Source organism: Psychrobacter piechaudii (assembly GCF_900162825.1).
GTDB classification, from domain to species: domain Bacteria; phylum Pseudomonadota; class Gammaproteobacteria; order Pseudomonadales; family Moraxellaceae; genus Psychrobacter; species Psychrobacter piechaudii.
The window spans coordinates 1-25,053 of sequence record NZ_FUGE01000154.1; the positions used below are offsets into that span (position 1 = coordinate 1).

Sequence of the window (25,053 nt, forward strand, 5' to 3'; positions counted from 1 at the left end):
GAGTGTGGCACATGGCATGATAGAGATATCAATGCTGCTAAGAACATCCTTGCGGTCGGGCTTGACCGTCTAGCTGTAGGAATCCCCTCGGTTTAGCGAGGGGAGGAAGTCAAAACACATAGACAGCAGCGGTACAGAGTGCAGTTTTAATCTGAACTTTGAGCTATAGTATTTTTATCTTTAGCTACTTAATTTAATGATATGTGACCTCTAACTCTCAGCAATACTTAAGAGTTGGTATCAGAATGTTGCTATTTTGCGATAGATTTCGATTTTTTCTGTTATTTAGCGGATGAGTGGTTATAATAAGCGCAGTTTGAAGGCAGCTTCTTAATTTAGAAAGCGGGTCTTCATACCCTATAAAAATATATCTTTATTTTATTAATGAACCTTGAGGAGCTTAACATGGCTATCGAACGTACTTTATCTATCATCAAGCCTGACGCAGTAGGCGGCAACCACATTGGCGCTATCTACAGCCGTTTTGAAGAAGCAGGTCTGAAAATTGTTGGTGCTAAAATGCTTCATCTTGATGATGAAAAAGCAGGTGGATTCTACGCTGAACATAAAGAGCGTCCTTTCTACAATGACCTAGTTTCATTCATGACTTCAGGTCCTGTAGTGGTATCAGTGCTAGAAGGCGAAAACGCTATTGCTAAGCATCGTGAAATTATGGGCGCTACTAACCCAGCTGAAGCTGCAGAAGGTACTATCCGTAAAGACTTCGCTTCAAGCATTGATGAAAACGCAGTACACGGTTCAGATTCAGCTGAATCAGCAAAACGTGAAATCGCTTATTTCTTTAACGAAGATGAAGTATTAGACCGTACTCGTTAATTTAAGCTTTTAGAGTTTAAGTTTTAGCCAGTTTTAGATAAATAAAAACTAAGGCTATAAACTAAACGGCTAGGCCTGAGGCTTAGCCGTTTTTCATTATAAATTCACAGCCAAGCTTTTGAAGGCTTGTTAAGATGCTGACACTGACAAAACTCATTTGAGTTGAAAATATCAGTTATAATAGCCACATACTATTAAGCAGTCTTTTTATAGATAACTATTTTATATTTATACATCAAACTGCTTAGCTTTATATGCCTTTAGCTTGAATAATTAAAAAAGCTATCTTTACGCTCTACTGTGATCGTATCTATCAAACCCACATATCCTATTAGGGTAGTTAGTCCTCATGACCAAAATTCCAATGCAGCCTGCTGACAGCATGCCAGCCACATTTAATCCCAAGCAAGATACTCAGACTAAAACCAATATCCTTGGTATGAGTCAGGAGCAGTTAGGGGAGTACTTCAAGCAGATAGGCGAAAAGCCGTTTCGAGCCACTCAGGTGATGAAATGGATCTATCAGCATGGGGTAACTGACTTTGAACAAATGACCAACTTATCTAAGGGTCTACGTGAGAAGTTGAGTGAGCAGGCTTGTGTCGAGGCCCCAGAAGTGGTGCACAGAGAGTTTAGTGAAGATGGGACTCGCAAGTGGGTATTCAAAGTTGCCGGTGGCTCTTTGGTAGAAACAGTATTAATTCCTGCTGATGACAGTAAGGTTAATGGCCGTAAAACTTTATGTATCTCATCTCAAGTGGGCTGCGCTTTGGACTGTAGCTTTTGTAGTACCGGTAAGCAAGGTTTTGAGCGTGATCTGACGCCTGCTGAAATTATCGGGCAACTATGGGTGGCCAATGCCTCTTATATGGAAGGCGTGGACAGCTCGAAGTGGCAAAATAATGTCACAAACGTAGTGATGATGGGCATGGGCGAGCCATTACTAAACTATAAGCCAGTAGTGTCTGCGATGAGCCTTATGCTGTCTGACCATGCTTATGGACTGTCTAAACGTCGAGTGACTCTATCTACCTCTGGCGTTGTGCCAAGAATGTATGACTTGTATAAAGACATAGATGTGGCCTTAGCCATTTCATTACATGCGCCCAATGACGAGCTACGTAATGAGTTGGTGCCTATTAATAAAAAATATCCGTTGAGTGAGCTGATTGCTGCGGCTAAAGCTTATGTTCATGACAATAACCCCCGTCATAAAAAGCACGTTACCATTGAGTATGTGATGCTGGCAGGGGTCAATGACAGTGACGAGCATGCTCATCAGTTGGTAGCATTGCTCGAAGGGTTGCCTAGCAAGATTAATTTAATTCCGTTTAACCCGTTTCCGCATGCGCCTTATGATCGCTCGAGTAATAACCGTATCCATGCCTTTAGCAATATTCTAAATAATGCCGGCTTTGTTTGTACCATTCGTCAAACCCGTGGCGATGATATCGATGCTGCTTGTGGTCAGTTAGTAGGACAGGTAGCAGATAGAACCCGCCGCTCTGCTAAGTGGCAACAAAGTATTAAGTCTCGTCAGGCTGAGCAAGAATCAAATTAGAATTGCTATTGTTGCTAGCAATAGAGGATAGCTTAGGACAAAAAATTTAGAGGTTTTAGGTGCACAAACTGGGTTAGGCCGTTACAATAGCCTGCAGGTGGTGCTATATTTAGCCAAACAAAATCTATTTAGGGATAAAAATGACAAGCATTGCTCAGAACTATTTGACTACTGAGCGTATAAGTTGGCTGACATTATCCCGAAGTTTTGGCTTGGCTAGGACTTACAAGCGTCTTGCTATAGTGATGGCGACCACAGGAGTTATGCTAGGTTGTCAGTCGGTGACCTATCCAGATGCGCAGCATGCGGCCAGTCCCTTATATTCTAGTGGACAAGCCAATGAGATTGCCTATATTAGAACTCAAATGGCGGCTCAATATTTACAGCATAATCAGTTAGATAATGCCAAGCGCCAGCTAGAAAGAGCGTTAGCGGCCAATGAAACTTATGCCCCTGCTTATGATATGATGGGAATTTTGCTGCAAACAGAAGGCAGCCCATTAAATATCACTAAGGCGGAAAGCTACTTTCAAAAAGCTTTAATATTGCAGCCACAGTTGATGAAAGCGCGCAATAATTACGGGGTTTATCTGGCGCAGTTGGGCCGATATGAGGAAGCCCTGACTCAATTTGAAATAGCTGGAGCCGCTTTAGGCTATGAAGGCCGGATAAAAGCCTTAGAAAACTTAGGCGTTACCGCTTTGAAAGTGGATAATTATGAGCTTGCTACTGACACTTTTGTTAGAATCTTAGAGCGAGATCGTAATAATTTCTTGGCGCACTTAGAGCTGGTAGATTTATTGATTTTGAGCAATCAATGGCAACAAGCTAAAATTCTATATGCTGAGATGTTGGCTCTAGTAGCAGAGCAGGACATAATCCATCCTAGAATACAGCAACAAGGGGCTAAGTTGAGTCTTTAGCTTGACCTAAATATAATATAATTAAGCATAAATTAAGTTATTCATGCATAGACATAATTCGCGACAGCTTTAGCTGACTTACCGCATAGTGAAGAAGCCAAAAAGCTAAAAATTTGGATTCGTAACCCAGAGGCATCATGGAAATCGATAGAAAAGACCCGTTGACCCCCACATTAGATACATCAAATCAGAATCTCGGCTCGTTTGGTAATCGACTTAAACAAGCCCGTATCAGTAAAGACCTAACTTTAGACGATGTGGCGGCTGAGTTGTTTATCCTACGTCGCCATCTTGAAGCCATTGAAGCAGAAGATTTTAGATCTTTGCCACAAGCGGCTTTTGCCCGAGGTTTCGTGATTAACTATGCTAAGTATGTTGGGCTAGATCCAGATGAGATTGCAGAGAGCTTCAATCGTAATTATCCTGACGAGTTAAAAAAGAAAAGCGTCGATGATATCGAATCTCCATTAAAGCCCATGGGTACTTTGCAGCGAGAAGGTCGACGCTCTATTCGTATTAATCCACTTTTGGTACTGGGCTTAATTGGTCTGATTATTTTGGCGGTATTTTTAATTCGTACTATTTCAAACGCTAAGGATGCCTCACAGGTTGAAACACAAGACACTGCTGTGATAGATGACTTATCTGACAGTGAGCAGTCAGCGGGGGCTGCAGTGACCTCTACTGTGGTAAGTGGCGGTGATGATTTACAGAGCTCAGGCTCAGCCTTAAATCTTGATGCTGCCAATGCCCAAGAGGCTACTTTAGACTTTCGCGTTACAGACACCACGCCGTTAACGGTGGTTGATGCCACAGGCAAAACCTTATTGACAGGCGAGCAGGCTGCTGGCAACTATAAGCTATCTGGCAAAGCGCCATTTAACGTACAAATTGGCAATGTGTCTAACGTGACTTTGAATCTTAATGGGGAGTCGATTAAGCTAAATGAGTTTGCCCAGAATAACCAGGCCAACTTTAGCTTAGCCCCTTAATAGCTAATTGATTTCGTTTTCTACTTTATCCATTCAAAATTATGGGCTTAGTTATGTTGCTTTAAGTCAGCTAAGAAGTTAGCTAAGCCCTACACGATTAGATAATCATTCTATAAATTTTCAGTCAACTGAGAAATCTTATGTCTACTCCCTCTCCAATTAAACGTCGTCAAACCAAAAAAATCTATGTCGGTGATGTGGCAGTCGGTGGTGATGCTCCAATCAGTGTCCAAAGTATGACCAACACCGATACCTGTGATGTGGAGGCTACGGTCGCTCAGATACAACGCTGTGTTGAAGCTGGCGCTGATATGATGCGTATTTCAACGCCTACTATGGATACCGTTGCTGCTTTTGCAGAAATCAAAAAACGAGTCAATATTCCGTTAATTGCAGATGTCCATTTTGACTATAAGATTGCCTTAGCAGTTGCGGCTGCAGGGGCAGACTGTCTACGTATTAACCCCGGTAACATTGGCAACGATGCCAAGGTTCGAGAAGTGGTTGCCTGTGCCCGTGATTACGATATTCCTATTCGAATTGGGGTTAACGCAGGCTCTTTAGAAAAAGAGATTCAGCGCAAATATACAGAGCCAACTGGCGAGGCTATGGTGGAATCTGCCATGCGCCATATCGATATTTTAGATCGCTTGAATTTTGATCAATACAAAGTATCAGTGAAAGCCAGCAATGTGTTTTTGACTTTAGATGCTTATCGCCTGCTGTCGCAGCAAATCGATAATCCGCTGCACTTAGGGGTAACCGAAGCCGGGGTGTATCGTACTGGTACCGTTAAGTCTGCGATTGCTTTGGGCGGTTTATTATTAGACGGCATTGGCGATACCATTCGTATCTCATTAGCCGCTGAGCCTGAAGATGAGATCAAAATTGGCTTTGATATCTTAAAGTCACTGGGTATTCGTGCCAATGGCATTAACTTTATTGCCTGTCCCAGCTGCTCTCGCCAAGAGTTTGATGTGATTCGAGTGATGAATGAGCTAGAAGCTCGTTTGGAAGATGTGCGAGTTCCGATGGATGTTTCGGTAATTGGTTGTAAGGTGAATGGCCCAGGTGAAGCCAAAGAAGCCGACATTGGTGTGGTAGGGGCGTCTCCTAATTCATTGGTGTATTTACAAGGTGAGAAGAGCCACTTAATCGACACCAATACTGTGGTAGATAATATCGAAAAAATGGTCAGAGAGCGTGTGGCTCAGGCAGAGCAACAAGCGGCCAACGAGATTTTACGTGTGGATGGCAGCAAGTAGTTTGTTAACGTAACAACTGTCTTAGTTTTCCAACTTCTTATAGATTAAGCTGAATAAAAAGTATTTAGGCAAATAGTATGATTAAGTCAATTAAAGGTTTTAATGACATTTTGCACGTGGCTACTTCTAGCAGCCAACCCAGCAGTGAATGGCGCTACTTAGAGAGCCTGTTAAAGAATGTTCTAGATCAATTTGGCTATGATGAAATTCGTCTGCCTATTGTGGAAGAAACTCAGTTATTTGCCCGTGCCATTGGTGATGCAACAGACATCGTCGAAAAAGAGATGTTTAGTTTCACCGATAAGTCTGACCCACCGACACCCATCACCCTTCGTCCTGAAGGCACAGCAGGGGCGGTGCGAGCAGTTATTGAGCATAATTTACTGCGTGGTGATAGCCCTAAGCTGTGGTATATAGGACCTATGTTCCGTTATGAGCAGCCGCAAAAAGGCCGTTATCGCCAGTTCCATCAGCTAGGCGTAGAGGCTTTTGGTAGCGAGCTTGCTGATGTGGAAGCTGAGCTGATTGCGATGACATACACGATGTGGCAGCGTCTTGGCATTGACCATGAGCTAACTTTAGAAATTAATAGCTTAGGTGAGCTAGATGAGCGTTTGGCTTATCGTGCGGCTTTAGTCGAGTTTTTAAATAACAAAAAAGACTTACTAGATGAAGACAGTCAGCGCCGTCTAACTACCAATCCACTGCGTATCTTAGACAGTAAAGATAAAGAGACTCAAGCGATTTTAGAAAATGCCCCTAAGCTGGCCGACTACTTGGGTGAAGACAGTAAAGCCCACTTTGAGCAGTTAAAAACCTACTTAACAGCGCTCGGTATCGATTACGTGGTCAATCCAAAATTGGTACGTGGCTTGGATTACTATAACAAAACGGTCTTTGAGTGGGTGACAGATAAGTTGGGCTCACAAGCTACAGTTTGTGCTGGCGGTCGTTATGATGGCTTGATTGGCCAGTTAAAATCTATTGGTAAGTCGGCAGATAAAGCCAAAGCGGTTAAGTCAGATCCGGCGGTAGGTTTTGCCATGGGCCTTGAAAGACTGTTGCTATTGGTACAAGCGGTCAATCCAATGCCTGAGTTTGCATCTTGCGATGTATTTGTGGTGGTTCACCCTGACTTATACGCTGAAGGATTGCTATATGCCCAATCATTGCGCGAAGCCCGTCAAGATTTACGCATTAAGATGTCTAGTGCCAACAGTATGAAGGCACAAATGAAAAAAGCCGATAAGTCAGGGGCTAAAATAACGGTTATCTTAGCGCAAGACGAAATAGAAAACGGTAGCATCAGTATCAAGACGATGGAAACTGGGGAGCAAGTAAGCCAAGATAAGTTATGGCTACACAGTTCTGAAAACTTTAGTTTATAATTCAAAACTTATCTTAGATTAAGCAATTGGCAATACATTTTTGTTGCATATTCGGTAATTAACTTTTTAGGTAGATTTATGGCCAAGATTCCCTCTTCTAATTCACCACAAATGAATAATCCCAATGGTGAACCCCAGTCAATGGAGAAGCTCAAGCAGGCTTCTGGCTATATCATTGGTGCTATATTACTGGCGCTAATAGGCTATTTTGGTTGGAACTACCTGCAAAACTCAGGTATGAAAGCTGACACGGTAGCCGCAGATAAATATGCGGCCATTGAAGCGGCCAATGATGAGCTATTGGGTCAACCAGAGGGCAATGCCGAAGCCAGCAAAAAGCTAAATTCTGATATCGATGCTTTAGTAGCAGAACATGGTAATACCGTTTATGCGTGGCAAGCGCTTATGATTAAGTCGCGTAATGCGGTGGATGCCAATGATATGAAGACCGCTTTAGCGGCTTTGAAAAAGGCGTTAAAGATTGATTTAAAGGACGCAGGTCTGCATTCTATTACCCAGCTTCGTTATGCCACAGTGCTATTGGCCAGTGGTGATGTAGACGCTGCTTTAACTCAAGCTTCTATTGATGTACCTGTTGCTTTTGAAGCCAGTCAGCAAGAGCTGTTAGGTGATATTTATTTGGCCAAAAAAGACAACGAGAAAGCGGTACGTGCTTATGAAAATGCATGGAGCTTATTGTCTAAGCGTCATGAAGAACGTCCTTTCTTGCGCTTGAAGCTTGAAAACTTAGGAATAAGTCCTAAGCCTATTGAACCTGCTGAGCAAGTTGTAGACGTTGAAGCTATGCAGCAAGCCCAATTGGAAGGAAGTAATGAGATTAATCCTGAGCTAGAAGCGGCTATCGCTGAAATGGAAGCAGCTGCTTCTGAAGATGCAGCGCAATAAGGTGACAAGCTGCTATTTAGGTAGCAGCTACTTTATGATTGCGACCTACGAGCCAAGCTAAGTTACAATAAGTAATTACAATAAATAGCCTTTTGACTTTTTGTTTATAACCGAATTTGTTATAACATACACAACCATAAGATTAGTTCCAAGAAGGCTCACAAGCTTTTTTCGGCACTATGATTTTTAACCTGATTGAGCTGATTCAACTATGTATAACAATAAACCGCTATCTACACCAGCAAGCCTTATCGCTAAAGCCTCAAAGATTACTGTTCTGTGTGCTTCCATTGCCTTGGTTGCTGCTTGTGGAAAAACCATTAAACCTGAAGAGCATAAGCCGACTAAATTAGTTCAGCTTGAACAAGCTATCAATGTGGTTGAACCAGTATTTCAGACCTCAATTAGTGACCGCTCGAAACTGGCGGATGTTAACCGTTTTGAAGTAGGCTTTGATGGCAAACAACTGGTTGTGGCTTCAGGGGCAGGTAAAGTCCAAAGTTATGGTCTAAATGGTCAGACCCTGTGGAGCGTTGACTTAAAAGAGGACATCGTAGGGGCGGTTGCTTTTGACAGCATCAGTCAGACTGCTGTGGTAACCACCAAGTCTGCCCGAGTGGTTGCACTTGATACTAATAACGGTCAAGTTAAATGGGAAAATAAGATAAGTGGTACCGTCCTGGCGCCTGCCTTAATCCATAATAACCGTGTAATACTGTCTGCCAATGATGGGATTATGCATGGGTTGTCATTACAGTCGGGTCAGTCTATTTGGCAGTTTGCAACTCAAACCCCAAGCATTAGTGTCCGTGGTAGCGCTAAGCCCACTTTATTAGACAATCAAACTGCGCTTATGGGCGGCGCCGATGGTCGTCTGCATGCAGTTGAAATCGAGTCGGGTATTCCTAAATGGAACCGCCGCGTGGGTATTCCTTCTGGTGCCAGTGAAATCCAACGCATGACAGATGTTGATGGTACTCCCACTGTGGATCGTGGTCAGCTATTGGCCGTTAGTTATAGTGGTCAGTTAATGTCTGCAGATTTGGCCAGTGGTCAGATTACTTTCTTACAAGAAGCGGCCAGTAAAAACAGTTTGGCGGTTACCGATACCGCAGTAATCACCACCACCCTAGACGGTATAGTGAAAGCCTTTGATCGTCGTACAGGTGAGCCATTATGGGAAAACGAAGCTTTGGCTTATCGTGAGTTAAGTAATCCTGAACTTATTGGTAACTACATTGCTATCGGTGATTTAGAGGGGGTAGTCCACTTCTTATCACCCCAAGATGGTCGTATTGTTAGCCGTACCCAAACCAAAGGGCCTATTGTCAAACTGACCTCTCAAGGGGGTTACTTACTGACCCAGACTAAATCAGGTCAAGTAAGTGTGTGGCGTTTAGCGCGTTAATTATTTTAGGCTAATTAATCTAGATTACTTGCTCTAGATTAATAGTTGCTAGATAATAAAAAACTAGACCAAAAAAACGCATTAGAAAAGACTAAAATATAAAAAAGAAGCCTAAGTTATTGGGCTTCTTTTTTTTGTAAGTGTTAAAGGATATTAATCACCAGAAATTATTTTGCGCTATCTGATCTATCGCGAACCAACACCACAGGTTCACCTTGATTAAAATATAAGTTGGTATCGATGTCCTTAAGCTCAAGTGGCACATAAGGCCACTGCGATAGACGGTAGCGACGTCGACGCAGCTCGTCCTTATCTAAGTGGGGGTCTAAGTTGGTAACGTGGCTTTGGGTCAAAAACTTAGCATCATAAAAAGGCCGATGGGTGAGCCATTCAATATAATGTGCTGGGCGTAACTCAGGCATCTGTAAGGCCTCAAAGTCGCTATGACTGTCAATGTGGTGCCAACTATGGATGGGAAAAGTATCGTTTAGCCAGCCAGGGCTAGGCTCATTACTGTTGCTGTCTTTAAAGAACCTACCTTTCATTACCATATAGCGTTTATCAATTTTTATTTGGTTATAAAAATCCAAATCGATCCAGATACTTCGAAAAGGTTTGGTTTGCATATGCATTAATTTGCGTTGCAGGGTGTCACGAGCGTTAATACCCACCCAATTCTCGAATCTATCATAGGGCGCTGAGCCTAGATAAAACTTTATGGCCAATTCCCAATGTTCAATTTCATCGGTTTCATGATTTTTCAGAATAAAGTCTAACTCACCGGTGGTTTGCATGCCACTGTATAGCTGTACGTTGTGAGCGACCACTTCATAAGGGTGTACTTCTAACTGGAAGCCATCTTCTAGCCAAAAGTGAATCAGCCCTTCAAAGTGAAAGCCTAGACGGTAAGGACTGGGGCGTGACATTAGATATCGAGTCAGGTCTTGATAAGCAGCGCTATTATCCAATTGTTCTAAACGCGAGGCATAATTTTGATATTGGGTCAGCCAAAACTGGGGCTCATGCACAAATATCTGCTGTGATATCAAGTTGGGATCAGCAGATATCCATTGTTTCAAAGCATCAGGACAGGCAAGGGCGAAGGCCAAGTCTCGGACAAACGGGCGCTTGTATTGTAGCCAAGGTTGCGACTTATCAAGGGGCATAGGATATTCAAAAATATAGTTTGTGGATTGGTGATAGTAGGTCAACGAAGAGGTATAGCCTACAAGTATATCGTTTATAGCCTGTAAGTATAGCAACAGTAGAAGCCTTAAAGGCTGGAATGAAACTTAAAGACTGAGATTGCAACTTAAAACAAACTTAGCTTAACTTTAGTCTGACATCTAGCTGGTCTTCTGGCGGTATACTTAATGGTTATAATCTCAAATGAATAGTTATAAGCTTAAATAATCATAAACTTGAGACCAAACCCTAATAGGCAAAAAATCCTAACTCAAAGAAATAAAATTTAAAGAACCGATGCCAAATAATTTAGATACTCCCACCGCGTTAGTTATTGACACAGAGACTGACCAAGGCCGAGATCCTAGGCCAATTCAAGTGGCCACTATTGAGGTATCCACAGGTCATGAGTGGATGTCCTATTTTAATAGTGGGCGTTCTATTTCACCTTTCGTAACTAAAATCCATGGCATCACCGACGCCGATGTGGCAGGGCTTGAAGCTTTTGATTTGGCTAGATTTGAGCTAGGCGATTATCTCATCGGTCATAATGTACGTTTTGATTGGGGGGTTATTGGTCGTCCCAAAGTTAAGCTGATATGTACGGTGAGACTGGCTAGAGCTGCTTTTCCTGAGTGGCATCGATACTCTCAGTCCAAGTGCATCGAACAATTGGTTGGTAAAGAACAAGCGGCCTATATGACAGCAGCAGCCCATGATGCGCTTGGTGATGCTAGGATGTGCTATTTATTGTATAAAGCCTGCTGTGAGCGCTTAAATTTTGACCCTACCGATTTTGCCACTGCGCACAGAATCTCCAACAGCGCTAAGCCTGTCAAAAAAATGCCTTTTGGTAAATATAAAGGTCAGAGCATTGATCAGCTACCTATGCCTTATGTTAAATGGATGTTAGCCAATATCCCTAATTTGACGCCTTCACTATATTCAGCATTACAACAACGTGTAACCAATGAGTCAGAGCCATCAAAGTAGCGATTTATATGCGCAATGTGGCTCAGCCCAAACTTTTGCAGTAAATATAAGCTGGCAATCAAAGGCCAGTTGCGCTCGGTAATGAGGGTTAAAGTGATGGGTGGGTTATTGTCATTATGGGTAGGCCTAATCACTGTGATTCCCCTATAAATAGGATTATAAAACTCGATAGATTAAGGTATCGTTTTTAAACCAAAACGAACATAGCGAAAAGGTTTGAGGCTGTTGACTATGTTATGATAACAACATTGTGTTTTCACAACCTAGTTATAACTTTCTAATAGTTCAAGGTGATATTTATTTATGACTCAAAAGTTACAAGCTGAGACCAACTCAGCAGCACAAACAGTTCGTACAACCATTACCAGTAAAGATGTTGAGCATGTGAGTGACGTGGTAGACAAGTCCACTATCAAGCAACCCTTGGTCGCCGTTTATTGTGGCTCACGTATGGGTAATAATCCAGTTTACGAAGCGGCAGCTAGAGAGTTGGGTGAGGCTTTGGCAAAAAATGACATGGGTTTGGTCTATGGTGGTGCCAGTATTGGGCTTATGGGAGCCGTGGCCGATACCGTTATATCAGGTGGTGCCCACGCAGTAGGGGTAATTCCTACCTTTATGTTAGACCATGAGATTGCTCATGAAGGCTTAACCCGTCTGCACCTAACCGATACCATGCATACTCGTAAAGCAATTATGGCAGAGTATGCAGATGCCTTTATTACTTTACCTGGAGGCTTAGGTACCTTAGAAGAAATCATGGAGATCGCCACTTGGCGTCAACTTTATCAACACGAAAAACCCATGGTTATTCTAAACATTAATGGCTTCTACGATCCTTTGATTGAGCACTTAAAGCACACTGCAGCAGAGGGCTTTATGAAGCAAGAAGATATTGAGAGATTGGTGGTGTGTGATGATATTGAGTCAGCGGTAGCTTTGCTTGATAAACTGGTGCATATCGATGATCCAGTGGCCACGCATAAAATTTAAAGGAATGCTGGATTAGTATTCTTTGCAACCAAAAAGAGCTGTCTTATTTAAAGGCAGCTCTTTTTCTATTCAATTAAATAGCCTGGTGTTGATCCAATGGGGTAACGACCCCTGACATGGGTGCCGGAAAGGCACGTTCAGTGGCAAGTTGCCGTGCCAACTCATCCACATCCTGCTTGCTACTTTTACTCAAGTAACTCCATTTATGATGCTGGCGAGTCGCGTTTTGTTGCGCTGTTGATTCAATGAATTGTTGTGATTCAAGCAGTGCCACAATATCGTCAGAGGCCTCTAATGCTGAGGAAGCCTTTACATTCTCAGCACGAGCATAATTCAGCTCAGGATAAAGACTGACATCTGCAACCCGTAAGGTGTCATTGTCTCCAGGTATCTGCTGGCCGCCATATAGGGCATTTTTTGTGGGGGTTGCAGTCGCAAAGTTGGGCACAAACTCACTCACCTCATCAATGGCTCTTTGACTGCGTTCATGCAAAGTGGCTGGATTCCAGCCCTCTTCAATATAATCTAAATATTTTGGTTTAAGCTCGGGCTGGGCGTCGTCATCTTTGGTCGCCACCAAACCATCTTTGAACAAAGTGACGGCTTTGTTCATACTGTGGATTTGATAATAGCCGTCAGGGTAAGGGGTAAGCTGGACCATACCTTGAGGCGTTCCTCTTTTACCATGGATAATAATCTCCGGCAACCTAATTGAAGGGTGGATCAAGTCTTGATTAACAGAGGCAGAGGACGCTTTTGGTGCACGGTTCCAATGCGTCACATAGGAGGCTTTAAATTCAACCATACGCTGCACAGGAACACCAATCATGTTATCAATAATGCCTGTTTTAAAGCCACAAGCATTAATTAAGTAGTCCACAGTAATAGTCTTAGTTTCGGCTTGCTCAGGCGTCACTGATTGCTGGTAATTGATCACCCATTTTGGTCCCGTAGCTTTACTATTACTATCTCTATTATTGCTAATATTGGCGTCAGCATTTGTCACATCATCGGTATCATTCGCTTCGGTGACATCAATAACTTGGGTATTAAGTAGTAAGTGAGCATTAGGATAAAAACCTAGAGCAATCTGAGCAGAGGCCGCCAGACGGAAAATATTCCACCCATATTCTTGCACGGCAACGATAGGAAATTTAAGTTTGTCTAAGTCTAATTGCTTCGCTGCATTGACTACCCAGTGATCTAGGTTTTGAGGAATTTGATCTTCAGGAAATAAAGAGGGGTCTGAATCATTGGCATCAAGTAATGCCTGTACCTGTTGTTTATCATAGAAGTGATAGTAGTTCTCAGCTTCTCCCAATACCTTATTGGCAGGGTCAGCTGCAATCATGGCTTTATATTCACGAGTAAGTAACTGCAGACGAGGCAATAAGTCTTCAGGGTTACCTTCATCTCGCTTAGGGATGGCAATCACGGTGGGTCTAACGTCGATACTGTGTGGATACATGCGTAGCATGTCTATCGACTGTTTCAATAGCTCTACGCAGTCCTCGTCAGGTATTTCACGATATAAATTACCGCCCGCATGAAGGTGACACATAGGGGGACCATCGATTAAGCTGGCTTTAACTTCAAATAAATAAGTTTCAATGCCTAAAGCCGCTAAACGAATGGCAATGGTTGACCCTGCAACACCGCCGCCTATAATACCTACTTTCAAACGTTCTCCTCTAGACAACGGTCTGGTTGCCAGTAAGTGGTTCAGATTTTGTTTACTGTTATTATCAGTTTTTTTAGTCATTATATTAAAATCAATAGTTATACTTAATAGAGGTTTGTGTTAATTTGATACTTAATTACAGTAGCAAATTTTGGTAAAAATCACTGTTGTGTCAAGGTTGTAGCATCGTAAAGTTTACCTGGGCTTTATACTATAAGCTTTATACTGTAAATGGTGATGATGAGTGGATTATGCAAGCACTTTTAAGTTTAGGCTTGTAAAGACAGTTATAAAGTCTGTTGTAAAACCAAGCATAAAATAAAGTATAAAAATCAAAGCTATTTTTAAGAGAGTATCATGAAAAAAAGTCCCCTAAGAAGATCCAACAAACCAGTTGATTTTCAGCAAAAACAGAAGCAACAGCTTATGCTAGCCGTGGGCTTTTATGCGGTTCTAGTATTAATTGCTGCTATGGGTAACCTTAGTTGGAGTATCGTAGGTTGGTATGCATTAATAGGGGCAGTTACCTATTTGGTTTATGCCAAGGATAAGCACGCTGCTCAGCAGGCGAAGTGGCGTACGCCCGAGGCCACTTTACACTTGCTTAGTATACTTGGAGGCTGGGTGGGTGCCATGATGGCTCAAAACTATCTGCGTCATAAAACCAAAAAATCAGAGTTTAGATTGGCATATTACCTGACAGTTCTAGTGAATCTAGCGACGCTGCTGTATCTTATTTCGGGAGGCGACTTATCCCAGTTTTAAGTGCCGAGAGCCATAGACAAAACAAAGCCCGTGAATGACGGGCTTTGCTTATTTTAAAAATTTGCTATTGAAAATATATCTAGCTTAAGCTTGGTATTTCGCGTTACGTTTGCCTTCCAAAAACAGCATATCAATCACCACAATGGCTACCCCAACACAAATAGCAATATCAGCTACGTTGAAAATAGGGTAGTGCCACACATCGGCATAATGCACATGAATGAAGTCAATGACTTTACCAATGCGTACTCGGTCAATTAAATTACCAATAGCACCGCCTAGGATTAAAGCCAAACCAACATTTAGCAGTTTGGCTTGACGCGGAGCTCGAGTAAGGTACCACACTAAAAACAAAGACATCGCTAATGACAGGCCAGCAAAGAACCACTTTTGCCAACCGCCTTGGTCTGCTAAAAAGCTAAAAGCAGCGCCATAGTTATAGGCCAAGGTCCAATTTAGAATAGGCTCAATAACCGCCACTGGCTCATGGAAGTTAAGCTTTAGCTCAGCCAACCATTTAGTCCATTGATCCAGCCCAATCACTACTAAAGAGAGCACATACCATAATAAAGCCTGCTGTCTATTAGGCGTAAGCTTAGGCCGCTTAGTTAAACTAGGCGACGCGGTGGCATAAGCAGGAGCAACGGTCTTGTCAGCCAAGTTATTCGAGCCATTGTTTAAGTTGTTGCCAGGGTTATTGCCTGCAGTATTAGGCATAATGACGAACCTCACCTGAGCCTTCGATATTGCTCACACAGCGGGTACAAATCTGTGGGTGCTTAGGATCTGAGCCCACATCATCACGTACGTGCCAACAGCGGATACATTTAGTACCTTCAGCAGAAGTCACTTCAACGCGAAGATTGTCTAACTCAGTGGCACTGCCTAATTGTGAGTCACTCAGTTTATTTAAGCTTGCTGAACTGGTGATTAATACAAAGCGCAGCTCATCTTCAAGCTTCGCTAAGCTATCGTAAATCTCACCATCAGCATAGATAGCCACTGCTGCTGATAAGTTGGCATTGATTTGTTTCTGCTCACGAGCATGCTCAATAACTTTGTTAATGGCATCCTTGGCTTCTAAAATAACCGTCCAATCTGCCTCACTGATTTTGTCCATACTAAAGCCAGGTAGTTCGTACCAGTCTTGAGTGAAGACATAAGCGTTCGCACCAGTAGCCGACTCTTTTAGCAGCGCTTCCCAAGCTTCTTGAGCAGTAAAGCTTAAGATGGGGGCTATCCAGCGTAGTAAGGCATGAGCAATATGGTACATTGCTGTCTGTGCTGAGCGACGAGGCTTGCCCTCTGCCATGGTGGTGTATTGACGGTCTTTAATGATGTCTAAGTAGAAGCCACCCAAGTCTTGAGAACAAAAAGCCGTTACTTGCTGGGTGACTTGGTGGAAGTCCATCGCATCATAAGCCGCAATGATTGATTGCTGTACTTTCTGGGCGCGTAGCATGATGTATTTATCTAAGCTCACCAGCTCATCCATGGCCAAACTGTCGGTTTCTGGCTTGAAGTCATCGGTGTTGGCTAATAAGAAGCGTACCGTGTTACGGATACGGCGATACATATCTGTCGCACCCTTAAACGCTTGTTTACCCGCATTCATCTCATAGCGATAATCGCTTGAAGCAATCCACATGCGCAGCATATCGGCGCCGGTTTTATTAATTTCATCTTGTGGGTTGATGATGTTGCCCAATGACTTACTCATCTTACGGCCGTTCTCATCAACCACGAATCCATGGGTTAATACTTGTTTGTAGGGTGCTCTACCATACATAGCTTCAGAGGTGAGTAATGAGGTCTGGAACCAACCGCGGTGTTGGTCTGAGCCTTCTAAGTACATATCTGCAGGGTTGGTCTGGTTTTCGTCTTGCTCAAGCACCGCAAAGTGGGTGGTACCTGAGTCAAACCAAACATCTAAGGTATCGGTTGATTTCACATACTCTTTGGCATCTTCGCCAATGAAGTCTTCAGCTGAAGCGTCAAACCAAGCTTCTACCCCGCCTTTTTCGATAACTTGAGCGATGTCTTCCATCAACTCTAAGGTATTGGGGTGCAACTCATCGGTGTCTTTATGGGTAAAGAAAGGAATGGGCACGCCCCAAGTACGCTGGCGAGAGATACACCAGTCTGGACGGCCAGCAACCATAGCTTCGATACGGTTTTGGCCCCAAGCAGGTGTCCAAATGACATTAGGGATATCCTGCATGGTTTGCTGTCTTAAAGTGTTACCGCCTTCAGTAACTTTGTGATCCATGCGGATAAACCACTGCGGAGTAGCTCGGAAGATAATGGGAGACTTATGACGCCAGCAATGCGGATAGCTGTGCTCCATTTTGTAATGCTTTAATAGATGGCCACTGTCATTCAAAGTCTCAATAATTTTTGGCTGAGCTTTGTAAATGTGTTCCCCAATAAATACTTCAGCCGTCTCTAAATAGACCCCATTACCGCCCACTGGGTTAGTCACAGGTAAGTCATAACGTAAGCTTACCACATAGTCATCTGCACCATGAGCAGGGGCGGTGTGGACTAAACCCGTACCGCTTTCAGTGGTCACGTGCTCGCCCAAAATAATAGGCACTTGGCGTGATTCGATTAATGGGTGCTGGGCTTTGACCAATTCAAGCTTATCACCAGGTAGGGTAGTGATAACGCCTTCGTTTTCTAACCCAAGCGCCTGTAGAGCATCTTCTACTAAATCAGTCGCTAGCAGCAGATTGCCTTTGCTGGTTTTGACAACGCTATATTCAAAGTCTGCACTAACAGCGATGGCTTGGTTGGCTGGCAAGGTCCAAGGGGTTGTGGTCCAGATAACTGCTGCTGTTTTTTCAGTATTGCCTTCAGGTAAGATTTGTGAAGGATCAACCAGATCGAAAGCTACGTAGATAGCGTCTGAGGTTTTGTCCTCGTACTCTACTTCAGCTTCGGCCAGTGAAGAGCCACAATCTAGACACCAATTAACCGGCTTCATGCCACGAGTGACATACCCATTGGCATAGATTTTACCTAGAGCACGTACGATATTGGCTTCTTGTTGGAAGTTCATGGTTAGATAAGGATTGTCCCAATCCCCAAACACCCCAAGACGTTTAAAGTCAGCCATTTGTAAGTCAACTTGGCTACGTGCGTATTCGCGGCATAAACCACGAAACTCAGTCGCTGAAACCTTTTGACCAACTTTACCTACTTTGGCTTCTACCTTCTGTTCAATAGGCAGACCATGACAGTCCCAACCAGGCACATAAGGAGCATCGTAGCCTGACAACGTTTTTGATTTAACAATAATGTCTTTTAGAACTTTGTTTACCGCATGACCTAAGTGAATTTGACCGTTGGCGTATGGAGGGCCATCATGCAAGATATATTTTTCACGTCCTGCTTTGGCTTCACGAATTTTGCCATACACATCATCTGCTTCCCAAGCTTTCAACCAATCTGGCTCACGTTGAGCTAGGTTGCCTCGCATTGGAAACGCGGTATCGGCAAGGTTTAACGTATCTTTGTAATCTGGAGTTGAGTTAGTCGAATCAGTCATAGAAGCCGTCTTATATGTTAAGTTAAAACAAAAATGAAAGTTTAAAAACTAGATAAAATGCTGCGATACTAAAAAAATAACAAGGAATAAAATTAAATAGTAATGAGGCTAAAGTAAGTCTAGCAATTTATAAAATATTTAAGACTTACAAAAAATAGCTATAAAGTAAAGCACAATATTCTCATTATAAAATAAAAGCTTCCTTAGAGGGAAATAGCTACCACAGTTAGCAGCTATTCAGCAGTAGATTGGCCATCAATTCTTAACCAGCGTCCCATAACTTCTGCTAATTCGTCTACCCCTTCTTTTTTTAATGAGGAGAACAGTTGAATAGAAAAAGGCAAATCAAGCTTTTCTAATTCACGTTTGGTTTGCAGTAAAATATTTTTAGCTGGACCATATTTAAACTTATCGGATTTGGTCAACAGCACATGCACCGGTAACTCACCATCTTTGGCCCAGTGTAGCATCTGCTCATCGAAGAACTTAAGTGGGTGGCGACTGTCCATTAACAGCACTAAGCCTGCTAAGCTTTCACGCGATACCAAATACTCTTCCAGCTCTTTTTGCCAAACCAGTTTCATCTTTTCAGGAACAGCGGCATAACCATAGCCAGGTAAATCCACCAAACGGGCTTCTTCATTACCAATAGAGAAGAAGTTGATCATTTGAGTTCGGCCTGGTGTCTTTGAGGAACGCGCCAGCTGACGCTGATTAGTTAATACGTTAATAGCAGAGGATTTACCTGCGTTAGAGCGTCCTGCGAAAGCCACCTCATAACCCGTATCAGCTGGGCATAGCTTAAAGGTAGGGGCTGACATCAAGAATTCAGTTTGCTCCAAGCGTTGGCGAGGCGATAAATGGGATAAGTCTGCTGCAGATTCTGGAGCAACATATTGTGGTGCTTTGGTCTTTTTGGTCTTTGGTGCATTAGCCATAAGGGTCTCAAGTTTAAACGGTATAAAATAGATTTGACGGCTAGGCTATTAGGTCAATAATAAAGTTACTTTTTATGAAAATAGTTTCATAAAAAACACCCTCATAAAAAGTGCTTTTATAAATAAATAGTAGGGCACGAAATAGGCACACTTAGGATAAGGATAAAAGTAACGTTAAATAGATGCCTGTCATTTCTTCCCATTATAACCAGTCTTGCTTGTGAAAGATAATGGCGTGAGTGAAGCTTTGTGTTTCAGTGTGAAATGGTAAAGTAAAAAGGGTGCATTACTATTCATCAAGACGGTCTATTAAAGGGGTAGAAGTTCAAAACCGCATTGATTAGAATTTATTAATCTAAATGATAGATAGTTTATTGCTGTTTAAATGTTTTAAATTTATACCTTAACTCTTTTAACAAAACGGCATTTACAAAAAACTAGGCATATTGGCATTGAAATAGAGATAAATGCCTTCATAATAGTAATTAGGTGAATGGGTGTATACTGAAATTAAGGAAAGTAGTGGCTGTTAGCTATCGATCACATTCCATCTTATTACAAATAATATCATTACCAATAAAGTCAGTCGCCCAAAAAGTGCCAAGCTATTTTTTATTATAAGTTAACCTATTTTTATTAATTGTACGACACCTCGTTATATTTACGGCTCATACAGAGCCCTTAATGCTTAAGTCTTTTCACACGCATTTCATCATGTGGTGTTAAGAAGCGACGAAGGTAAGGAGAGTATTAATGAAGTTTAATAAAGTGCTATTACCTGTGGTTGCTACCCTAATGCTAAGTAGTATTCCCATCTTGGGTAATGCCGATGTTGCCAAACGTTATGAGACGAGCTGTGCTACCTGTCACTCTAGTGGGGCCTTTAAAGCCCCTCAAAAAGGGGACACCCAGTATTGGCAAAAACTCAAATCTGAAAAAGGCATGCCCGCTTTGGTTGAGTCAGTGAGAGCTGGTGGTAAACAGATGCCTGCTGGTGGCTTATGCGGCGACTGTAAAACCAGCAAAGACTATGCTGAATTGATTGAATATATGTCTAAGTAAGATTTGATTTGGAGTCAATATTACTACTTTTACCTACATCGTTATGTCGCAAAGCCCTGATTAAATCAGGGCTTTTTGTCTTTATAAGTCAGATTAAGTAAGACTTATTGCTACGTATTGACTAATATGTCACGGATAGGTAGCTATTTTTACAAAACTATTGATATAATAATGGCATTAATTATTCTCTGTGAGTAGTTATAACTGAACCATGCACTGATAGCTTGCCCCTATATTTGGGTTAAGGGATACCTTATAGTTAAGGTTTGGGTATCATCATTTCAGAGTTAAAGTTATAGTTGCTTAGCTACCGCCTGAAAGATTTAGTAGGATTAGACTACAATGAAAAAATTGCTCGTTGCCACCAGCCTATGTGTTGCCAGTATCAGCGCCAGTGCAGTTATCACTGTGCCTAAATATGATGCTGCAGCCGGTCAAAAAATTGTTGAAGAGAACTGTGCTGCCTGTCACGGCATGACAGGGACTAGTGTTGTCCCTACTCAGCCTAACCTTGGCGGTCAAAATGTTCGCTATATTTTCAAACAATTGAGAGATTTTAAAACAGGATATCGTATTAACGGTATCATGCAAGGTCAGATCGCTACTCTAAACGAACAAGATCTAGCAAACGTTGCTGGTTATTACTCAGAACAAAAACCATGGGGCGCTTTCGCAGGTAACCCAGCCACTGCTGAAGAAGCAGGCAAGTTGTTCTTGGGGGGCGATAAAAAGCGTGGTGTTATTGGCTGTGCAGGGTGTCATGATCCTAAAGGCGCAGGTAACGCTTATGCTGCCTTCCCACGTATTGGTGGTCAGCATGCTGAATACATTGGTCTACAATTAAAAATGTTCCGTGCTGCAGGCCGTGAAGATGATGTAGCTAAGGATCAAAAACGTATTAACGATGCTGCCAAAGAAGGTGAGAAAGGGATGATGCAAGTGGTTGCTGCGAGACTTAGCGACCGTGACATCAAAATTTTATCGCAGTTTGTTAGTGCCGTTCACTAATTTAACGGCTAGGTAACTTTATCGGCTGAATCTTATTGGATAAAAGCTAATAAAGCTACCTTAGTTAAAGTAGCTAAAGAGATTTAATAAACAAAAACCCCGTTCTTCGGGGTTTTTGTTTATTAGTGGCTTTAAATCTAGGGTAGGTGTTTAAAGTTTATAATTTAACCCAATATTTTAAATAAGCGTTGTGGATACGCGAATACATTTGATTTGGCTGTTCAAAATCAGTTAGATTGTCATTACCTATAACTTTAACCTAAACCTAAACTATAATTTCAACCCATGGATATCAGCATGCAAAATCGTTTTGCCTCACTATTTATTGCTGCCTTACTGCCTCTACTTTTATTTAGATGGTTTATTCCTACGCCTGTTGGCCAACTGGATTTCTGGCTAATGTGGCTATTGGCGATGGTGGTCGTCGGTCTGCCTCTATTATATGCAGAGATTGGACTGGCACATCGTAGCCAAAAAATACCTGCTAAAGGCATTCAAGAGCTTACTAGAGAGGCAGATACCAGTACGATCTGGCGCAGCTTTGTGTGGCTCACGGTACTGCTGTCCTTGGTGGTTGCTGGATTAAGTATTGATGCGGTTAGTGCCAATCTATTACAGGCTACCCAAGAGCTAGGTTTATCACTGCAGGTGCCTGATTATGCCTTGGGCGTAATTATGGTGATTATCGCTGCGATGCTGAGCTTATTGGGCGGCAGCACCTTAGTGGCCTCTTTGGTATTGATTGCTATAGCCTTTGTGATGGCAGCAGTCACTAATATATCCTCAATCAGTCTTATCATGACTGAGCCTAGCTTAGGGGAGTGGGCAAGAGCGGTAACACTGGCGTTAGTGAGTGTGGGAGTGGGAACCGGTTTATTCTGGTTTAACAATCCATTGGTCAGCCGTGACCCTAATCACAGTGCAGAGATTGGGCGTAATACCCGTGAGATTGCGACAAAAACGGTACTGCCTATTTGGTTGACGCAGTTGGTCATTGGTAGCGTGGCTTTAATATTTACCACGGGAAGCTTTGCTCCCATTACTACGATCGTATATGCCTTTGGAGTATTAGCGGCTTCAGCATTTTTTATGCATTATGCCAGTGCGCAAATTGCCAACATATTCCAAAGATTTGGTATCTGGATTGCCACTGCCATTAGTATGGTATTAACTATATTATTGGTGGTTATTGCTACCCCTCAATCTTTGGCTGTGCTGTTGGTTGTTGTTAGTGTTGTAAGTGCATTAGTATTGGCTATTTTCTCAGGTTGGCAAATGAAAATTAGCCACATGCGCAAATCATTAAACTTCAGTTCAGAGGGAGTTTATAACCTTTGGCGCGTGGCCATTCGTATCTTAGTGCCTTTACTGATTATTGTGGCTGTGGCAGGTTGGATATTGTCATGATTACAAGCACACTCAATGTTCTGGAGAAAACTCAGGCGGGCTTACCTATAAGCTTAGCCTATGCCCCATCAGCCACAGAAAGTCTGTATTTAGAGATGACGGTGGCTCAAGGCACGACTTTATTACAAGCCTTGCAGCAGTCAGGATGGTTGGAGCAATACCCTGGCTTACAGCAGTGGTGTGATGAGCATGCTCAAAATGAGCAAATCAATAATAAGAGTTGGGCTGTGGGAGTGTTTTCCCAGAAGAAGCTATTAAGCTATGTATTACAAGCTCATGATCGTATAGAGATTTATCGGCCGTTGACTATCGACCCGATGCGTAAACGCAAAAAGCGAGCTGTTAAGGAAGGGTAGCTGTATATATAAGCTAAGATAACCCTCGGAAGTACCCTTCAATTGCTTTTAGAGGGAGCGGGGGTTATCTTATTGCAGTCAAAAGACTATTTATTAAACGTGAGAGGCTAGAAACTGACTAACGGTTTAATTACTAATACAAGTTACTTACTAATACAATAGTAGTTATTTACTGCTAGCAGGAAGGCTCTCAATGCCTTCTACATTGACCACAGTTTCCGACTCATCAAAATAAATGATCAGATGCTGACTGGCATTAGTAATTACTTCTTTGCCTTCTCTTTTTCCATAAGTTCCTGGCGCATAGTCGTAAATATAATCCCAACGGTTAGGCGCTAGGGTGTCACGCATGGCTGGACTACCTAGCAGATACAGTACTTGGTTTTTGCTCATACCAGGCTGAATTTGCTGTGCTTGAGCTTGAGTGATTGGAGTCCCTTGAGGTAAATCAATGGTGTAGACGCCAAAAATAGAACAAGCTGATAGGGTAAGCGTGGCGGTAATAGCAATAGGATAAAGTAATTTTTTTAATATATTCATAATTTCACGTTTTAGAATTACCTAATGTAGCCTTTAGAGTAAGCCTCTAAGGATTTAGACAGTTATGAAAACTACCAAAGTTCTGGTAATTATAAACTGATAATAAAGTTTTGGTAAGATAACCCAGTTAAAGTGATGGGCTATTCCACGAATTTAGTCTAAGCTAGGCTCAACTGATTTTCATAAATGATACGTCAATTACTTGCAATTGCCTACCACTTACGAGAGTATTTAACTAAATTTTATATTATTTAGTAGTTTAACACGGGTTCCACTCATAAATTATAAAGTTATAAGGATTACAATGAAAATCATCAATCAAGAGTTACGTAAAGCGGGTTTGAAAATTACTTTGCCTCGTATCAAAATCCTTGAGCTATTAGAGAGTGCTGAAGACCACCATATGAGTGCTGAAGAGGTCTATAAGGCTTTAATAGAGCAAGGAGAGGATGTGGGCTTAGCCACAGTGTATCGAGTGCTAACCCAGTTTGAACAAGCCGGCATTGTTGAGCGTCATAATTTTGAAAACAACTTATCTGTCTTTGAGATTACCCAAGATGAGCACCATGATCATATGGTCTGTGATGTGTGTGGAAAAATTATTGAATTTCATAACCCAATCATTGAGCAAGAGCAGCTAAAAGTAGCTGAAGAGCATGGGTTTAGATTATCTGGCCATTCTTTAGTGCTATATGGTTTATGTGAAAATGAAGAGTGCCAAGATTCAGCCAAAAAGCCATAACAAGGAAATTGACAGTTTTGTTAGCATGACTCTAATGGCAGAAAGACTATAAGCTGAGTTAATTATTATTACAAAACCCGTTTTAGACGGGTTTTTTTGTGGGTAATTTTGGGCTCTAAAGGGGTAGGGTTATTTTTTAAGGGTTAGCTTAACTAACCTGAGTTCGGGATAAGAGCTTGCCTAAATCATTGAAACAGCTTAGTTTTTTGCGACCTGTCCATAAGCGGACACGTTTTTGAGTGTCGGCTTAAAGGGAAACCAACAGTAAGCAATGAGTCCTGCTAAAAGATTAGCAGCGAACCCTGTGAAGCTTCGATGCCTTGAGTGTTCAATCTGACACAGGTTTTTAAGCTCATCAAAGACAGTTTCAATTAAAGAGCGTCCGTTAAGTAACGCCTCATCAATAGGTTTAAGAATCTGCTGTTTCATACTCCTTCGAAGCTTGGTTATAAAATCGATATTGAAGTCATTAAAGAGTTTATCTTTTAAATCTTGACTGACATACCCTCGATCACCAAACAGTTTACCGAATACATCATTTGCTAGGCCCTGT

At 42.2% G+C, this 25,053-nt stretch carries 23 protein-coding genes and 1 pseudogene; 17 read left to right on the forward strand and 7 right to left on the reverse strand.

Translation table 11 applies throughout. The annotated features are described in order from the left end of the window. The 9 genes and pseudogenes from A1019T_RS13225 to bamB all read left to right on the forward strand — a co-directional run. A pseudogene (locus A1019T_RS13225) lies at nt 1-96 on the forward strand (RNA-guided endonuclease TnpB family protein); the annotation flags it as partial. Between the two features lie 309 nt (nt 97-405). After that, complete coding sequence (gene ndk / locus A1019T_RS08685; protein WP_028859069.1) at nt 406-837, forward strand: nucleoside-diphosphate kinase; 432 nt, start codon at nt 406-408, stop codon at nt 835-837. A 382-nt stretch (nt 838-1,219) separates the two neighbouring features. Then, the gene (gene rlmN, locus A1019T_RS08690; RefSeq protein ID WP_095532591.1) at nt 1,220-2,398 is read left to right on the forward strand and encodes a dual-specificity RNA methyltransferase RlmN; all 1,179 of its coding nucleotides are present in this window, start codon (nt 1,220-1,222) and stop codon (nt 2,396-2,398) included. Nucleotides 2,399-2,538: 140 nt separating this feature from the next. Beyond that, complete coding sequence (locus tag A1019T_RS08695) at nt 2,539-3,321, forward strand: tetratricopeptide repeat protein (protein WP_077451304.1); 783 nt, start codon at nt 2,539-2,541, stop codon at nt 3,319-3,321. Nucleotides 3,322-3,458: 137 nt separating this feature from the next. Beyond that, a complete protein-coding gene (locus tag A1019T_RS08700; protein WP_077451305.1) occupies nt 3,459-4,313 on the forward strand; it encodes a helix-turn-helix domain-containing protein in 855 nt (284 codons plus the stop codon). A 140-nt stretch (nt 4,314-4,453) separates the two neighbouring features. Next, nucleotides 4,454-5,578 carry a flavodoxin-dependent (E)-4-hydroxy-3-methylbut-2-enyl-diphosphate synthase gene (gene ispG / locus A1019T_RS08705; RefSeq protein WP_077451306.1) on the forward strand — a complete coding sequence of 375 codons (1,125 nt, stop codon included), beginning with the start codon at nt 4,454-4,456 and terminating at the stop codon, nt 5,576-5,578. Nucleotides 5,579-5,655: 77 nt separating this feature from the next. Then, on the forward strand, nt 5,656-6,966 hold the full coding sequence (gene hisS / locus A1019T_RS08710) for a histidine--tRNA ligase (RefSeq protein ID WP_077451307.1): 1,311 nt from the start codon (nt 5,656-5,658) through the stop codon (nt 6,964-6,966). A 78-nt stretch (nt 6,967-7,044) separates the two neighbouring features. Beyond that, the gene (locus tag A1019T_RS08715) at nt 7,045-7,872 is read left to right on the forward strand and encodes a YfgM family protein (RefSeq protein ID WP_077451308.1); all 828 of its coding nucleotides are present in this window, start codon (nt 7,045-7,047) and stop codon (nt 7,870-7,872) included. 211 nt (nt 7,873-8,083) lie between these two features. Then, nucleotides 8,084-9,280: an outer membrane protein assembly factor BamB gene (gene bamB, locus A1019T_RS08720; RefSeq protein ID WP_077451309.1), complete on the forward strand. Its 1,197-nt coding sequence runs from the start codon at nt 8,084-8,086 to the stop codon at nt 9,278-9,280. Nucleotides 9,281-9,447: 167 nt separating this feature from the next. Here bamB and A1019T_RS08725 read toward each other — a convergent pair whose 3' ends face one another. Further along, nucleotides 9,448-10,446: a DUF1853 family protein gene (locus tag A1019T_RS08725; RefSeq protein WP_077451323.1), complete on the reverse strand. Its 999-nt coding sequence runs from the start codon at nt 10,444-10,446 to the stop codon at nt 9,448-9,450. A gap of 316 nt (nt 10,447-10,762) precedes the next feature. Between A1019T_RS08725 and A1019T_RS08730 the strand changes: the two genes are divergently transcribed. Further along, the gene (locus A1019T_RS08730) at nt 10,763-11,458 is read left to right on the forward strand and encodes a putative quorum-sensing-regulated virulence factor (RefSeq protein WP_077451310.1); all 696 of its coding nucleotides are present in this window, start codon (nt 10,763-10,765) and stop codon (nt 11,456-11,458) included. Nucleotides 11,459-11,761: 303 nt separating this feature from the next. Next, nucleotides 11,762-12,451 (forward strand): LOG family protein, encoded by a 690-nt coding sequence (locus A1019T_RS08735; RefSeq protein ID WP_077451311.1) that lies wholly within the window; start codon nt 11,762-11,764, stop codon nt 12,449-12,451. Between the two features lie 73 nt (nt 12,452-12,524). Here A1019T_RS08735 and A1019T_RS08740 read toward each other — a convergent pair whose 3' ends face one another. Continuing rightward, a complete protein-coding gene (locus A1019T_RS08740) occupies nt 12,525-14,213 on the reverse strand; it encodes an FAD-dependent oxidoreductase (RefSeq protein ID WP_077451312.1) in 1,689 nt (562 codons plus the stop codon). 276 nt (nt 14,214-14,489) lie between these two features. Here A1019T_RS08740 and A1019T_RS08745 point away from each other — a divergent pair, with 276 nt between their 5' ends. After that, on the forward strand, nt 14,490-14,897 hold the full coding sequence (locus A1019T_RS08745) for a DUF1294 domain-containing protein (RefSeq protein ID WP_167366854.1): 408 nt from the start codon (nt 14,490-14,492) through the stop codon (nt 14,895-14,897). Between the two features lie 84 nt (nt 14,898-14,981). Here A1019T_RS08745 and lspA read toward each other — a convergent pair whose 3' ends face one another. From lspA to yihA, 3 genes are all read right to left on the reverse strand, one after another. Then, nucleotides 14,982-15,614: a signal peptidase II gene (gene lspA / locus A1019T_RS08750; RefSeq protein ID WP_077451314.1), complete on the reverse strand. Its 633-nt coding sequence runs from the start codon at nt 15,612-15,614 to the stop codon at nt 14,982-14,984. After that, complete coding sequence (gene ileS, locus A1019T_RS08755) at nt 15,607-18,447, reverse strand: isoleucine--tRNA ligase (protein WP_077451315.1); 2,841 nt, start codon at nt 18,445-18,447, stop codon at nt 15,607-15,609. The genes lspA and ileS overlap by 8 nt, the downstream gene beginning before the upstream one ends. Nucleotides 18,448-18,680: 233 nt before the next feature. Next, on the reverse strand, nt 18,681-19,385 hold the full coding sequence (gene yihA / locus A1019T_RS08760; RefSeq protein ID WP_077451316.1) for a ribosome biogenesis GTP-binding protein YihA/YsxC: 705 nt from the start codon (nt 19,383-19,385) through the stop codon (nt 18,681-18,683). 753 nt (nt 19,386-20,138) lie between these two features. Between yihA and A1019T_RS08765 the strand changes: the two genes are divergently transcribed. From A1019T_RS08765 to A1019T_RS08780, 4 genes are all read left to right on the forward strand, one after another. Beyond that, complete coding sequence (locus tag A1019T_RS08765; RefSeq protein WP_077451317.1) at nt 20,139-20,447, forward strand: c-type cytochrome; 309 nt, start codon at nt 20,139-20,141, stop codon at nt 20,445-20,447. A 342-nt stretch (nt 20,448-20,789) separates the two neighbouring features. After that, nucleotides 20,790-21,455, forward strand: a complete 666-nt coding sequence (locus A1019T_RS08770; protein ID WP_077451318.1) for a c-type cytochrome — start codon at nt 20,790-20,792, stop codon at nt 21,453-21,455. Nucleotides 21,456-21,752: 297 nt separating this feature from the next. Then, nucleotides 21,753-22,862: a hypothetical protein gene (locus A1019T_RS08775; RefSeq protein ID WP_244156600.1), complete on the forward strand. Its 1,110-nt coding sequence runs from the start codon at nt 21,753-21,755 to the stop codon at nt 22,860-22,862. Next, nucleotides 22,859-23,218, forward strand: coding sequence for an RnfH family protein (locus A1019T_RS08780; RefSeq protein ID WP_077451320.1), 360 nt, complete (start codon nt 22,859-22,861; stop codon nt 23,216-23,218). Before A1019T_RS08775 ends, A1019T_RS08780 begins: the two co-directional genes overlap by 4 nt. Nucleotides 23,219-23,383: 165 nt before the next feature. Here the strand turns inward: A1019T_RS08780 and A1019T_RS08785 are convergent, their stop codons facing one another. Further along, the gene (locus tag A1019T_RS08785; protein ID WP_077451321.1) at nt 23,384-23,758 is read right to left on the reverse strand and encodes an outer membrane protein assembly factor BamE; all 375 of its coding nucleotides are present in this window, start codon (nt 23,756-23,758) and stop codon (nt 23,384-23,386) included. 304 nt (nt 23,759-24,062) lie between these two features. Here A1019T_RS08785 and fur point away from each other — a divergent pair, with 304 nt between their 5' ends. Continuing rightward, nucleotides 24,063-24,500, forward strand: coding sequence for a ferric iron uptake transcriptional regulator (fur, locus tag A1019T_RS08790; protein ID WP_077451322.1), 438 nt, complete (start codon nt 24,063-24,065; stop codon nt 24,498-24,500). A gap of 198 nt (nt 24,501-24,698) precedes the next feature. On the opposite strand, the gene A1019T_RS08795 is transcribed toward fur, so the two are convergent. Continuing rightward, nucleotides 24,699-25,053: transposase (locus A1019T_RS08795; RefSeq protein WP_143514098.1), on the reverse strand; the 355-nt coding region annotated here is incomplete at its 5' end.